The sequence below is a fragment of the Pseudomonadota bacterium genome, from assembly GCA_016719885.1.
Taxonomy (GTDB): Bacteria; Pseudomonadota; Gammaproteobacteria.
In genome coordinates this window covers 443,702-460,326 of the sequence record JADJYF010000026.1, presented here as the reverse complement: position 1 = coordinate 460,326, position 16,625 = coordinate 443,702, and the positions used below count along the sequence as shown (strand labels likewise).

Genomic DNA, 16,625 nt, shown 5'->3' with positions numbered 1-16,625 from the left:
TTGGGCTTGCGCACACAATGCATGTTGCAGGAATTTGCCAACTCGCGCGCGCGTGATTGTTCGCGGCATGCCATGGTGGAGTGGGGTGGTGGTCAGCGCAGTGGAGAGAGGCGGCGCCTGAACGGCGTGGCACGGAGAACTCGATGGAAGTGTTGCTGAAAATCATCGGAGTAGACGGCACGCCGCGCACGGTGGTGGTCAAACCAGGCGACACCGTCAAGGTGCAGCCCGGCGAAACAGTCATCGTCTCTCCGGATCAGAAGGCCGCCGTGGGTGTCGTGCAGCAGGGCCAGGACCTGGTGCTGCGCATCGACGGTGGCGAGGTTGCCGTACAAGGGTTCTTCCCCTCGCCCGCACAGGCAGCAAGCGAACCCGCGCCGAGCGCGCTGGTTTACCAGGACGAGCAGGGCCTGCATGTCAGCGACGGGCGCGGTGCCGAGGCGGTATCCAGTTCGTTTGAAGTGCTGCCGCTCGCTGGCGTTCATCTACCCGAGGGCTTCAGCCTGTCCGAGCAGTTCATGCTGCCCGGCTACGAACAGAGGCTGGAAGCGCTTCGAGCGGTTTTTCCCGAAGTCGACGGTTTCGACGCGACGCTTGCGGGCGGTCCGCCCGAGCTCGAGCCCATCACGCCTGCCGCACTGCAAGTCGGACTGCCTGAGCCACTCGCGCCCTACAAGCTGACGCTCGATGAAGCGCAGGAGGGCGGGGGTTCGACGCTGACGGGTGATGACCCATTGTTGACAGCCGTCGTGGCGTCGCGCTCTGCCGACCCTGTGCTCGAGCCGAATCAGTCGCCTGACTTTACCCCGCGTTCGCCACTTGAGATCGCCGAAGACGCGGCCGAAGGCACGACCCTGGATATCGGAGCCGCCACCGATGCCGATGGCGACGCCTTGCAATACAGCTTGATCGGCGGCAACGTCGATGGCGCGTTCGCCATCAACGCCGACACCGGTGAAATCACCGTGGCTGATGCGTCCGTGCTCGATTTCGAAATACGCCCAAGCTACACCCTGACGGTGGCTGTCGACGATGGCCACGGCCACGTCGTCGAGCGTGACATCGAGGTCTCGCTGCTCGATGTCAACGATGCGCCGCTTATCGCCAACCAGGCCTTGGCGGTTACCGAGAACAGCGCCAATGGCACCGTGGTCGGTACCGTCCAGGCCAGCGATGTCGACGCGGGCCAGACCCTGACCTACAGCATCACCGGTGGCAGTGGCGCGTCGGCGTTCCAGATAGATGCCGCGACCGGTGAACTCAGCGTGGCCGATGCGGCGCAACTCGATCGCGAGGCGGTGGCTTCGCTGACGGTCGAAGTGTCGGTCACCGACAGCGTGGTGACGCGCACGGCGACGGTCACCGTGGCCGTGAATGGCATCAACGATTTCGCGCCGCAAATTACCTCCAATGCCAACTTCAACGTGGTGGAGAACGGCACGACGGTCGGCGCCGTGGTGGCCACTGACGCCGACGCCGGTGGGCCGCCCCTGGTCTATTCGCTGGTCGGTGGCGCCGACCAAGGGCTGTTCGCGATCAATGCCAGCACTGGTGTGCTGCGCTTTGTCGCCGCGCCGGACTTCGAATCGCCGGCCGACAGCGGCGCGGACAATGTCTACAACGTCGACGTACAGGTCAGCGACGGCACCAATGCGGCCCTGCAAAGTGTCACTGTCACCGTCGCGGACGGTAACGATGCGCCGCTGATCACTTCTTCCGCGTCGGCGACCGCTGTGGAAAACCAGACGGTGGTGACCACCGTCACGGCCAGCGACATCGACGGCGACGTACCGACTTTCGCGATCGTGGGTGGCGCCGACGCGGCGCGTTTCACCGTCGACGCCAACAGTGGCGCCTTGAGCTTCGTGGCTGCGCCCAACTTCGAAGCGCCCACCGATAGCAACGGCGATAACGTCTACGTGGTGCAGGTGCGCGCCAACGATGGCAACGGCGGCTTGGCCACCCAGACTCTCAGCGTCACCGTGACCGGCGAGAACGACAACGCGCCCGTCATCACCAGTGTCGCGGCCGTCAATTTCGCCGAGAACGGCACGGGCACGGTCGTCGATGTCAACGCGACGGATGCCGATCTGCCGGCCCAGGCCCTGACGTTCTCCATCACTGGTGGCGCCGACGCTGCGCAGTTCGCGATCAATGCCGCGACCGGCGTCGTCACCTTCATCGCGGCCCCTGATTTTGAAACGCCGACCGATGCCGGTGGCAACAACGTTTACGACTTGCAGGTGACGGCAAGTGACGGCACCTTGTCGGTGGCGCAAAACATCGCGGTGACGGTGACCGGCGTCAACGACGCAAATCCGGTATTCGTCTCTGCGGGCACCGCCAACTTTGCCGAGAACGCCGTCGGCACCATCCTGACGGTGCAGGCGAGCGATGCGGACCTGCCAGCCCAGACCTTGAGCTATTCGATTTCCGGCGGCGCAGATGCCGCGCGCTTCGCCATTAATGCCACGAGCGGTGCGCTCAGCTTCGTCAGTTCACCCAATGCCGAAGCGCCGACCGACGCGGGCGCCAACAATGTGTATGACGTGCAGGTCACCGCCAGCGACGGTACGCGCACCACCAATCAGTCCATCGCGGTGACGGTGACCGGCGTCAATGACAACGCGCCGGTGATCACCTCAGCTAACAACGTGGTGTTCACCGAGAACGGCCTGGGCACGGTGCTGGACGTCAGCGCGACGGACGCCGACGTCCCGGCCGACACGCTGACGTTTTCGATCAGCGGCGGTGTGGATGCGGCGTTCTTCGCGATAGACAGCGCCACGGGCGTGTTGACGTTCGTGACGCCGCCGGACTTCGAAGCGCCGGCCGACAGCGGCGCGAACAATGTCTACAACGTGCAGGTCACGGCCAGTGACGGCACCAGCACTGTCAACCAAGCCATCGCGGTCACCGTTGCCGATGTCGGCCCGACGGTGGTCATTTCTCCGGCAGCGGCCAACTTCGCCGAAGCCGGTACCGGCACCGTGCTCGACGTCGCCGCCGCGTCGGAAGAGGCCATCACCTATTCCATCAGTGGCGGCGCGGACGCGGCCCTTTTCGCAATCGATGCCGCGACCGGCGTGCTCACGTTCGTCGCGCCGCCGGATTTCGAAGCGCCCGCCGACGCCGGTGCCAATAACGTCTATGACGTGCAGGTCACTGCCAGCACCCTGTCGGCCGGTACGGTCGCGCAGAACATCGCGATCACGGTGACGGCGGCCAATGACAACGATCCGGTGATCACGACGGCGACGACGGCGAGCTTCGCCGAGAACGCGACCGGCACGGTCATCGACGTCAACGCGACGGATGCGGACTTGCCGGCGCAGACCTTGACGTTCTCGATCACGGGTGGGGCCGACGCCGCCAGGTTCGCGGTCAACGCCACGACCGGCGTGGTGACCTTTGTATCGTCGCCGAACTTCGAGTTGCCGACCGACGTCGGCGCGGACAATGTCTACGATCTGACGGTGACGGCGTCCGACGGCACGCGTACGGTCAACCAAGCGATCGCGGTGACGGTGACGGCGGTCAACGAGTTCAGCCCGGTGTTCACCTCGGCGGCGAGCGCCAACTTTTCCGAGAACGGCACAGGTACCATCGTCACGGTGCAGGCGACTGACGCCGATCTGCCTACCGCAACCTTGACCTATTCAATCTCGGGCGGCGTGGACTCGGCCAAGTTCGCCATCGACAGCGCCACGGGCGCCTTGACCTTTGTCTCGGCACCGAACTTCGAAGCACCGACCGACAGCGGCGCGAACAACGTGTACAACGTGCAGGTCACGGCCAGTGACGGCAGCAGCAGCACCAACCAGGCGCTTGCCATCACGGTGACGGCGGTCAATGACAACGATCCGGTGATCACGACGGCGGCGGCGGTGAACTTCGCCGAGAACGCCACCGGCACGGTCATCGATGTCAATGCGACGGATGCAGACCTGCCGGCGCAGACCTTGACGTTCTCGATCACGGGTGGGGCGGACGCGGCCAAGTTCGCGATCAACGCGACGACTGGTGTCGTCACGTTTATCGCCTCTCCCAACTTCGAGTCGCCGACGGATGTCGGCGCGGACAATGTCTACGACCTCACGGTGACGGCGTCCGATGGCACGCGCACGGTCAACCAAGCGATCGCGGTGACGGTGACGGCGGTCAACGAGTTCAGCCCGGTGTTCACTTCGGCGGCGACCGCCAACTTCGCCGAGAACGGCGCCGGCACCATCGTCACGGTGCAGGCGACCGATGCTGACTTGCCGACGGCGACCTTGACCTATTCAATCTCGGGCGGCGTCGACGCGGCGAAGTTCGCGATCAACGCGACGACCGGCGCGCTGACGTTTGTGAGTTCGCCGAACTTCGAAGCGCCGACCGACAGCGGCTTGAACAACGTCTACAACGTGCAGGTGACGGCGAGCGACGGCACCAACAGCACCAACCAGGCGATCGCGGTGACGGTGACGGGTGTCAACGACGCGACGCCGGTGATCACGACGGCGGCGGCGGTGAACTTTGCGGAGAACGGGAGCGGCACGGTCATCGACGTCAACGCGACGGACGCGGACTTGCCGGCGCAGACCTTGACGTTCTCCATCACGGGCGGCGCCGATGCGGCGCTGTTCGCCATCAACGCGACGACCGGCGTGGTGACGTTCATCAGCTCACCGGACTTCGAGTCGCCGACCGACGCGGGCGCGAACAACGTCTACGATCTGCAGGTGACGGCGAGTGACGGCACTTTGTCGGTGGCGCAGAGCATCGCGGTGACGGTGACGGGGGTCAACGACAACACGCCGGTGATGACCTCGTCGGCGACGGCGAACTTCGCGGAGAACGCGACGGGCACGGTGCTGACGGTGCAGGCGAGCGATGCCGACTTGCCGGCACAGACCTTGAGCTATTCGATCACGGGCGGCGTGGACGCGGCGAAGTTCGCGATCAACGCGACGACCGGCGCCTTGACGTTTGTCACCTCGCCGAACTTCGAGGCGCCGACCGACAGCGGCGCGAACAACGTCTACAACGTGCAGGTGACGGCCAGCGACGGCGCCAACAGTGTCAACCAGGCGGTGGCCATCACGGTCACGGCGGTCAACGACAACAGCCCGCTGTTCACCTCGTCGACCACGGCGAGCTTTGCCGAGAACGGCACGGGTACCGTCATCGATGTGAACGCCACGGATGCCGATCTGCCGGGCGATACACTGACGTTCTCGATCAGTGGCGGCGCCGACGCGGCATTGTTCGCGATTGACAGTGCGACGGGCGCGCTGACGTTCGTGACGGCGCCGGACTTCGAGGCGCCGACCGACGCGGGTGCGAACAACGTCTACAACGTGCAGGTGACGGCGAGTGACGGCGTCAACAGCACGAACCAGGCCATCGCCATCACGGTCACGGATATCGGGCCGACGGTGATCTCGTCGGCGGCGACGGCGAACTTTGCGGAGAACGGCACGGGCACGGTGCTGGACGTGGATGCGGCCTCGGAAGGGGTGATCACGTATTCGATCAGCGGCGGCGCCGATGCGGCGAAGTTCGCCATTGACGCGGCCAGCGGCGTGCTGACCTTTGTCGCCGCGCCGGACTTCGAGACGCCGACCGATGCCGGCGCCAACAATGTCTATGACGTGCAGGTGACGGCGAGTACCGCCTCGTCCGGTACCGCGGTGCAGAGCCTGGCCGTGACGGTGACGGCGGTCAATGACAATGACCCGGTGATCACGACGGCGGCGACGGCGAACTTCGCCGAGAACGCGACCGGTACGGTCATCGACGTCAATGCGACCGATGCCGATCTGCCGGCGCAGACGCTGACGTTCTCGATCACGGGTGGCGCCGACTCGGCTAAGTTCGCGATCAACGCCACGACCGGCGTGGTGACCTTTGTATCGTCGCCGAACTTCGAGTCGCCGACCGACGTCGGTGCGGACAACGTCTACGACGTGCAAGTGACGGCGAGCGACGGCACGCGCACGGTCAACCAGGCGATCGCGGTGACGGTGACGGCGGTCAACGAGTTCAGCCCGGTGTTCACCTCGGCGGCGAGCGCCAACTTTGCCGAGAACGGCACGGGTACGATTGTCACGGTGCAGGCGACCGACGCCGACTTGCCTACCGCAACCTTGACCTATTCGATCTCGGGCGGCGTGGACGCGGCCAAGTTCGCCATCGACAGCGCGACCGGCGCCTTGACCTTTGTCTCGGCACCGAACTTCGAAGCGCCGACCGACAGTGGCGCGAACAACATCTACAACGTGCAGGTCACCGCGAGTGACGGCACGCGTTCGACCAACCAGGCGTTGGCCATCACGGTCACGGCGGTCAATGACAACGATCCGGTGATCACGACGGCGGCGACGGCGAACTTCGCCGAGAACGCGACCGGCACGGTCATCGACGTCAACGCGACGGACGCGGACTTGCCGGCGCAGACCTTGACGTTCTCCATCACCGGCGGCGCCGACGCGGCGAAGTTCGCGATCAACGCCACGACCGGCGTGGTGACCTTCGTTTCGTCACCGAACTTCGAGTCGCCGACGGATGTGGGCGCGGACAATGTCTACGATCTGACGGTGACGGCGTCCGACGGCACGCGCACGGTCAACCAGGCGATCGCGGTGACGGTGACGGCGGTCAACGAGTTCAGCCCGGTGTTCACCTCGGCGGCGACCGCCAACTTCGCCGAGAACGGCACCGGCACCATCGTCACGGTGCAGGCGACCGATGCGGACTTGCCGACGCCGACCCTGACCTATTCGATCTCGGGCGGCGTCGACGCCGCCAAGTTCGCGATCAACAGCAGCACGGGCGCTTTGAGCTTCGTGTCTGCACCGAACTTCGAAGCGCCGACCGACAGCGGTGCGAACAACGTCTACGACGTGCAGGTGACGGCGAGCGACGGCACGCGGTCGACCAACCAGGCGGTCGCGGTGACGGTGACGGGTGTCAACGACGCGACGCCGGTGATCACGACGGCGGCGGCGGTGAACTTTGCCGAGAACGGGAGCGGCACGGTCATCGACGTCAACGCGACGGACGCGGACTTGCCGGCGCAGACCTTGACGTTCTCCATCACGGGCGGCGCCGATGCGGCGCTGTTCGCCATCAACGCGACGACCGGCGTGGTGACGTTTGTCAGCTCACCGGACTTCGAATCGCCGACCGACGCGGGCGCGAACAACGTCTACGATCTGCAGGTGACGGCGAGCGACGGCACGCTGTCGGTGGCGCAGAGCATCGCGGTGACGGTGACGGCGGTCAACGACAACACGCCGGTGATGACCTCGTCGGCGACGGCCAACTTCGCGGAGAACGCGACGGGCACGGTGCTGACGGTGCAGGCGAGCGATGCAGATCTGCCGGGCCAGACGCTGAGCTATTCGATCACGGGCGGCGTGGACGCGGCGAAGTTCGCCATCAACGCGACGACCGGCGCCTTGACGTTTGTCACCTCGCCGAACTTCGAGGCGCCGACGGACAGCGGCGCGAACAACGTCTACAACGTGCAGGTGACGGCCAGCGACGGCGCCAACAGTGTCAACCAGGCGGTGGCCATCACGGTCACGGCGGTCAACGACAACAGCCCGCTGTTCACTTCGTCGACCACGGCGAGCTTCGCCGAGAACGGCACGGGCACCGTCATCGATGTGAACGCCACGGACGCCGATCTGCCGGGCGACACCTTGACGTTCTCGATCTGCGGGCGGGGCCGATGCGGCCAAGTTCGCCATCAATTCGGCGACCGGTGTCGTGACCTTTGTCGCCGCGCCGGACTTCGAGGCGCCGACCGATGCGGGCGGTAACAACGTCTACGACCTGCAGGTGACCGCGAGCGACGGCACCAACAATACGGTTCAAAACATTGCGGTGACGGTAAGCGATGTCGGTCCGACCGTGATCACTTCGGCGGCGACCGCGAATTTCGCCGAGAACGCCAGCGGCCCCCCCCCCGGGCCGCCCCCCCTCCGGGGCACGGTGACCTATTCGATCAGCGGCGGTGCCGATGCGGCGAAGTTCGCCATCAACAGCACCACCGGCGTGTTGACGTTTGTCGCGGCGCCGGACTTCGAGACACCGACCGACCCCCCCCCCACCGGGCCGGGCCCGCCGGGCCTGGGGGGGGGGGGGCCGGCGAGTACCGCCTCGTCCGGTACCGCGGTGCAGAGCCTGGCCGTGACGGTGACGGCGGTCAACGACAACGATCCGGTGATCACGACGGCGACGACGGTGAACTTCGCCGAGAACGCGACCGGTACGGTCATCGACGTCAACGCGACCGATGCCGATCTGCCGGCGCAGACCTTGACGTTCCCCGGGGTAGGGCGGCCCGGCGCGCCCAGGTTCGCGATCAACGCCACGACCGGCGTGGTGACCTTTGTATCGTCGCCGAACTTCGAGTTGCCGACCGACGTCGGTGCGGACAATGTCTACGATCTGACGGTGACGGCGTCCGACGGCACGCGCACGGTCAACCAGGCCATCGCGGTGACGGTGACGGCGGTCAACGAGTTCAGCCCGGTGTTCACCTCGGCGGCGAGCGCCAACTTTGCCGAGAATGGCACGGGCACGATTGTCACGGTGCAGGCGACGGACGCGGACTTGCCCGCCGCAACCTTGACCTATTCGATCTCGGGCGGCGTGGATGCGGCGAAGTTCGCCATCGATAGCGCGACCGGCGCCTTGACCTTCGTGTCGGCACCGAACTTCGAAGCGCCGACCGACAGTGGCGCGAACAACATCTACAACGTGCAGGTCACCGCGAGTGACGGCACGCGTTCGACCAACCAGGCGTTGGCCATCACGGTGACGGCGGTCAATGACAACGATCCGGTGATCACGACGGCGGCGGCGGCGAACTTCGCCGAGAACGCGACCGGTACGGTCATCGACGTCAATGCGACGGATGCCGACTTACCGGCGCAGACCTTGACGTTCTCCATCACCGGCGGCGCCGACGCGGCGAAGTTCGCGATCAACGCCACGACCGGCGTGGTGACCTTCGTCAGTTCACCGAACTTCGAGTCGCCGACGGATGTCGGCGCCAACAATGTCTACGATCTGACGGTGACGGCGAGCGACGGCACGCGCACGGTCAACCAGGCCATCGCGGTGACGGTGACGGCGGTCAACGAGTTCAGCCCGGTGTTCACCTCGGCGGCGAGCGCCAACTTTGCCGAGAACGGGGCGGGCACGGTTGTGACGGTGCAGGCGACCGACGCGGACTTGCCGACACCGACCTTGAGCTATTCAATCTCGGGTGGCGTCGACGCCGCCAAGTTCGCGATCAACGCGACGACCGGCGCGCTGACGTTTGTCTCCTCTCCAAACTTCGAAGCACCGACCGACAGCGGTGCGAACAACGTCTACAACGTGCAGGTGACGGCCAGCGACGGCACCAACAGCACCAACCAGGCGCTCGCGGTGACGGTGACGGGGGTCAACGACGCGACGCCGGTGATCACGACGGCGGCGACGGCGAACTTCGCCGAGAACGGGAGCGGCACGGTCATCGACGTCAATGCGACGGACGCGGACTTGCCGGCGCAGACCTTGACGTTCTCCATCACGGGCGGCGCCGATGCGGCGCTGTTCGCCATCAACGCGACGACCGGCGTGGTGACGTTTGTCAGCTCACCGGACTTCGAGTCGCCGACCGACGCGGGCGCGAACAACGTCTACGATCTGCAGGTGACGGCGAGCGACGGCACGCTGTCGGTGGCGCAGGCCATCGCGGTGACGGTGACGGCGGTCAACGACAACACGCCGGTGATGACCTCGTCGGCGACGGCCAACTTCGCGGAGAACGCGACGGGCACGGTGCTGACGGTGCAGGCGAGCGACGCAGATCTGCCGGGCCAGACGCTGAGCTACTCGATCACGGGCGGCGTGGACGCGGCGAAGTTCGCCATCAACGCGACGACCGGCGCCTTGACGTTTGTCACCTCGCCGAACTTCGAGGCGCCGACCGACAGCGGCGCGAACAACGTCTACAACGTGCAGGTGACGGCGAGCGACGGCACCAACAGTGTCAACCAGGCGGTGGCCATCACGGTCACGGCGGTCAATGACAACAGCCCGCTGTTCACCTCGTCGACCACGGCGAGCTTCGCCGAGAACGGCACGGGCACGGTGATTGACGTCAATGCCACGGACGCCGATCTGCCGGGCGACACGCTGACGTTCTCGATCTCGGGCGGGGCCGATGCGGCGTTGTTCGCGATTGACAGTGCGACCGGCGCGCTGACCTTCGTGACGGCGCCGGACTTCGAGGCGCCGACCGACGCGGGCGCGAACAACGTCTACAACGTGCAGGTGACGGCGAGTGACGGCGTCAACAGCACGAACCAGGGCATTGCCATCACGGTCACGGATATCGGACCGACGGTGATCTCGTCGGCGGCGACGGCGAACTTTGCGGAGAACGGCGCGGGCACGGTGCTGGACGTGGATGCGGCCTCGGAAGGGGTGATCACGTATTCGATCAGCGGCGGCGCCGATGCGGCGAAGTTCGCCATCGATGCGGCGACTGGCGTGCTGACCTTTGTTGCCGCGCCGGACTTCGAGACGCCGACCGATGTCGGCGCCAACAATGTCTATGACGTGCAGGTGACGGCGGCCACGGCGTCTTCGGGCACGACCTCGCAGAATATCGCCATCACCGTCACGGCGCTCAACGACAATGACCCGGTGATCACGACGGCGGCGACGGTGAACTTCGCCGAGAACGCGACCGGTACGGTCATCGACGTCAATGCGACGGATGCCGATCTTCCGGCGCAGACGCTGACGTTCTCGATCACGGGCGGCGCCGACGCGGCCAAGTTCGCGATCAACGCCACGACCGGTGTGGTGACCTTCGTCAGCTCACCGAACTTCGAAGCGCCGACCGACGTCGGCGCGGACAATGTCTACGATCTGACGGTGACGGCGAGCGACGGCACGCGCACGGTGAACCAGGCGATCGCGGTGACGGTGACGGCGGTCAACGAGTTCAGCCCGGTGTTCACCTCGGCGGCGAGCGCCAACTTCGCCGAGAACGGGGCGGGCACGGTTGTCACGGTGCAGGCGACCGACGCCGATCTGCCGGCCGGTGCCCTGACCTATTCGATCTCGGGCGGCGTGGATGCGGCGAAGTTCGCCATCGATAGCGCCACGGGCGCCTTGACGTTTGTGTCGTCACCGAACTTCGAAGCGCCAACCGACAGTGGCGCGAACAATATCTACAACGTGCAGGTCACCGCGAGTGACGGCACGCGTTCGACCAACCAGGCGCTGGCCATCACGGTGACGGCGGTCAACGACAATGACCCGGTGATCACGACGGCGGCAACCGCCAACTTCGCCGAGAACGCCACCGGTACGGTCATCGACGTCAACGCGACGGATGCGGACTTGCCGGCGCAGACCTTGACGTTCTCGATCACGGGTGGGGCCGACGCCGCCAAGTTCGCGATCAATGCCACGACCGGCGTGGTGACCTTCGTCAGTTCACCCAACTTCGAGTCGCCGACCGACGTCGGCGCGGACAATGTCTACGATCTGACGGTGACGGCGTCCGACGGCACGCGCACGGTCAACCAGGCCATCGCGGTGACGGTGACGGCGGTCAACGAGTTCAGCCCGGTGTTCACCTCGGCGGCGACGGCGAGCGTCGCCGAAAACACCAGCGGCACGGTGCTCACCGTGCAGGCGAGCGACGCCGATCTGCCGGGCGCGACACTGGTCTATGGCATTGCGGTGGGCGGCGACGGTGCCAAGTTCAGCATCAACAGCAGCACCGGCGCGTTGAGTTTCGTGCTGTCGCCCAATTTCGAGTCGCCGGCCGACGCGGGTGCGAACAACGTCTACGATTTGACGGTAACCGCGTTCGACGGCACGTTTACATCGACCCAGGTGCTGGCGATCACCGTGACGGCGGTCAACGAGTTCAACCCAGTGTTCACCTCTGCTTCGTCGGTGGGTTTTGTCGAGAACGGCACCGGCACCGTGGTCGACGTGAATGCCACCGATGCGGATCTGCCGACAGCGACACTGACGTTCTCCATTACGGGTGGGGCCGATGCCGCCAAGTTCGCCATCAACGCGAGGACCGGTGTCGTGACGTTCGTTTGCGTCCCGGATTTCGAAGCACCGAGCGACGTTGGCGGAGACAACGTCTACAACCTGCAGGTTACCGCCAGTGACGGCGTGCGAACTTCGGCGCAGTCGATTGCGGTGACGGTCGCACAGGTCAACGAGTTTGCCCCGGTGTTCAGTTCCTCGGCTACCGTCAACGTCGCCGAGAACGTGACCGGCACGGTCCTCACCGTGCAGGCGACGGATGCGGACCTGCCGGCGCCGACGCTCACCTATTCGATTTCCGGTGGCGTCGACGCCGCCAGATTCTCCATCAACGCTTCGACCGGCGCGCTGAGCTTCGTATCGTCGCCGGACTTCGAAGCACCGACCGACAGCGGCGCCAACAACGTCTACGATGTACAGGTCACGGCCAGCGACGGTGCACGCAGCACCAACCAAGCGATTGCGGTCACCGTCACTGCGGTGAACGACAACCTGCCGCTGATTACCTCGGCGGCGACGGTCAACTTCGCTGAGAACGGCATTGGTACGGTAGTCGATGTCAATGCCACGGATGCCGACCTGCCTGCGCAGACCCTGACCTACGCCATCAGCGGCGGCGTGGACCAGGCGAGCTTCGCGATCGACAGCGCCACGGGCGTGCTGACCTTCGTCGCGCCGCCGGATTTCGAAGCGCCGACCGATAGCAATGCAGACAACGTGTACGTGGTGGACGTCGCGGTCAGCGACGGTGGCAATCTCGTCACCCAGACCATCACGGTGACGGTCACGGATGCCTCGACCACGGCCATCAGTTCCGCCGCCACGGCGAACTTCGCCGAGAACGGCGTCGGTACGGTCATCGACGTCGATGCCTCGGCCGAAACGCCCGTTACCTATGCCATTTCGGGCGGCGCCGATGCAGCGCGCTTCAGTATCGATGCCGGCACCGGTGTCGTGACCTTCGTGGCATCGCCGGACTTCGAAGTGCCGCTCGATGCAGACGCCAACAATATCTACGTTTTCGACGTGACGGCCAATGGCGGTGTGAGCGGCAGCCAGGTGCAAACCGTGACCGTAACGGTCACCGGTATCGATGACAATGCGCCGGTGATCACGTCGTCGGCCACCGCCAACTTTGCCGAGAACGGCACCGGCACGGTCATCGACGTGAATGCGACGGACGCCGATCTGCCGACGCTGCCCCTGACCTACTCGATCAGCGGCGGCGCGGACGCAGCGAAGTTTGCCATCAATGCATCGACGGGGGTCGTCACCTTCGTCGCCGCACCCGACTTCGAATCGCCAACGGATAGCAATGCCGACAACGTCTACGTTCTGCAGGTGACGGCCAGCGACGGCAGCCTGTCGAGTGCCCAGACCATCAACGTGACGGTGACCAACGTCAACGATCCGCCGGTGCTCGATACCTCGGCGAGCCCCGCCTTGGCCAGCATCAATGCCGGTTCCGGCACGCCCAGCGGCGCCGTGGGCACCGCGGTGTCCAGCCTGGTGGATCTGAGCGGCGGCGCGGGGCTCAACAATGTCACCGACGCGGACAGCGCCGCCATCGGTCTTGCGCTGACAGCGGTGAACGCGAGCAACGGCACGTGGTGGTTCTCGCTCAACAATGGCGGCTCGTGGAGCACGGTCGGTGCGGTGTCGGACACCAGTGCATTGTTGTTGTCGGCCAGTACCGGGCGCGTCTATTTCCAACCGAATGCCGGCTTCAGCGGCACCATTGCCAATGCCATCACGTTCCGCGCCTGGGACACCAGCAGCGGTACGGCCGGCGCCAAGGTCACGACCGCCGGCGCCGGCACTGGCACCTCGGCGTTCAGTGCCGCCAGTGATACCGCCTCGGAGGTAGTGGCGCCGGTCGCGTCGGTCGTCGACACCATCGTCATCAGCACCTTGAACGGCACGGCGGGTCTCAAGCTCAACGGGGTGCGCGGCAGCTTGTCGCCAGGCTTCTCGGACAGCGCCGGCAACTCTGTGTCCGCCGCCGGCGACGTGAACGGCGACGGGCGGGCGGATCTCATCGTCGGCGCGAATGCGGCCGAGCTGCTGACCGACTCGCAGGCGCTCAATCGCGGGCGCGCGTATGTGATCTTCGGCGACACGTCAGCGAACCTCGCGACGCTCGCCAATGGCACCACCGGCTTCAATCTCAACCTGTTGAACGGCACGCAGGGCGCGGCGCTGACGGGCGCGTCGGAAGTGAACGGCGGTTTTTCCTACATGCTGGCGGGCGGCGGCGATCACAACGGTGACGGGCTGGCCGATCTGCTGTCGAGTCAGCAGAACGGCAGCGGCGCGAACAGCCGCGGCTACGTGATCTACGGCGACACCGCGACCAATGGCACGGGGGCGGGGAGCTTCGGCAACCTGAACAACCTGGTGGCGTCGCAGCTGGCCGGCAGCAACACCAGCGGCGTCAACGACGTCAACGGCGACGGCGTGGACGACGGCGCGGTGTTCGACGGCCTCGACGGCCGCAGCCTCGGCCTCGCCATCGGCAACGCGCGCGATGTCGACAACGACGGCGTCGACGACATTCTGATCGGCAACGCCGAGCGTGATACCGCGCGTGGCACGGACTCGGGTGAGACCTTCCTGGTGTTCGGCAACAGCAGCAGCGGCCTGGATGGCCTGGCGGCACTGGGCGGGGCGAACGGCACCAACGTGCTGTCGTTCCGTGGCCAGGCGGCGGCCGACAACGCGGGCCTCGAAGTGACGGGGATCGGCGACATCGACCACGATGGATTCGATGACTTCCTGATGGGCGCGACCAAGACCGGCACGGACGGCAAGTTCTACGTGGTGCTGGGCGATACGCGGGCGAACCTCGCGAGCTTGTCGAGCAGCGTCAACGCCTCGGGCTTCAACACCGCGCTGAACGGCGCCAATGGTTTTCGCAGCACCAACACGCCGTTCGCGGCGGTGGTGAACGCGGACGCGGGCCATCACGTCTCGGCGGTCGGTGACTTCAATGGCGACCTCATCGATGACTTCGTGGTGAGCGTGGACGGGGTGGGCATGGCGCTGGTGGTGTTCGGCAAGAGCACGGGCTTTTCGGCGACGCTGGATCTGACCACTCTCATGACGACCCACGTGGGCGGCTTCGGTATCGCGGCGGGAGTGAACGATGTGGCGGGGGCGGGCGACGTCAATGGCGACGGCCTGGCCGATCTGATCATCGGCAACGCGGCGGCCAACCAGGCGTACATCCTGTTCGGTACGAGCAACGTGGCGCCGATGATCCGGACGGTGGAGGCCTACGGGGTCGACCTGGTAGACCTGACGGACAACCTGTCGCTGTCGGGCAGTGGGGTGAACCTGCAGAGCGGCGGTTACCTGCACGGCAAGGGCGTGGTGTTGAACGGCGTGGCGAGCACGAACTTCGGCACCTCGGTGTCGGGGGTGGGGGACTTCAACGGCGACGGCTTCGACGATGTGATGGTGGGCGCGCCGCTGGCGTCGGCGACGACGGCGATTGGCAACCCGGCGGGCGCGGCGTTCGTGGTGTACGGTGCGGACTTCGCGCAGGCGGGGACGGCGGCGGTGAACAGCACGGCGACGGCGGCGAGCCAGGTGTTGCGCGGCGCGGCGGGGGTAGATCACCTGAGCAGCGGTGGCTTTGCGAATGTCGGGATCAGCGCGGGCAACGGCAACGACGTCATCCGCGTGCATGGCAACGAGTTCGGGGTCAATGGCGGCGGCGGCGTGGACATGCTGACGCCGGACACCAACAACCTGTCCTTGAACTTCGATGCGCTGGTGAACAAGAACCTCTACGCCAATATCGAGCAGATCCAGCTGGATGGCTTTGGTACGAACTCGGTGCAGCTGGACTTGCGCGACGTGCTGGACATGAACGGCATCCAGAGCGAGCTGTTGATCACGGGTGACAACGGTGTCGACTCGGTGCTGTCGACGGGGCAGGGCTGGAGCCTGTCGGGGACGACGGTGCGCAACGTGTTCATCGACAGCACCAGCAGCAGCGCCAATCTCACTTTCAACGTCTACAGCCATGCCGGCATGCATGGCAGCCTGCTGGTCGAACAAGGGCTCACGCAAACCATCACCTGATGCCAGCGACAGGGGGCTGAATCGTTACAGGACTTCAGTGCCCTCGTACGGCCGAAGCCCAATGCGCCCACGAGTAGCGGCGGACGGCGCCTGGCGTCGAGACGATCCCTGATCCAAAAGGCAGGTCGTCTGCACAGACGATCATCCCATCGGGCACGAATGCGCTCGATGCCGTACTGCCGCTACCTGCCCACGCACTCGCGCGCTGCACGCGCGGATGTCGCGACGCCTGCTACACCCGAACCGAAAGCCCGCAATGGGACGTAAGTCACACTAATTAACACAAGTTTTCAATTCGCCTGTAATTGCCAACCACGCACGGTGACGTGTCACCGCGGCACAGTAATTTCTTCGCGCCCGTCTCCACCTCGGAGACACGACACCTCCGCACCTTTTGTATGGCTGGCAGGGCACTTTCCCCGGTCGGCCTCACGGCGCGGCTGCGAAATACCCCGGACGAATCGAGA

Annotated in this window: 2 protein-coding genes; both read left to right on the top strand. The window is 65.6% G+C overall.

Translation table 11 applies throughout. The annotated features are described in order from the left end of the window. Window positions 1-143 precede the first annotated feature (143 nt). Window positions 144-7,811: a cadherin repeat domain-containing protein gene (locus tag IPM80_22720; GenBank protein ID MBK8961160.1), complete on the top strand. Its 7,668-nt coding sequence runs from the start codon at window positions 144-146 to the stop codon at window positions 7,809-7,811. Next, on the top strand, window positions 7,759-16,158 hold the full coding sequence (locus IPM80_22715; protein MBK8961159.1) for a cadherin domain-containing protein: 8,400 nt from the start codon (window positions 7,759-7,761) through the stop codon (window positions 16,156-16,158). The genes IPM80_22720 and IPM80_22715 overlap by 53 nt, the downstream gene beginning before the upstream one ends. Window positions 16,159-16,625: the final 467 nt, after the last annotated feature.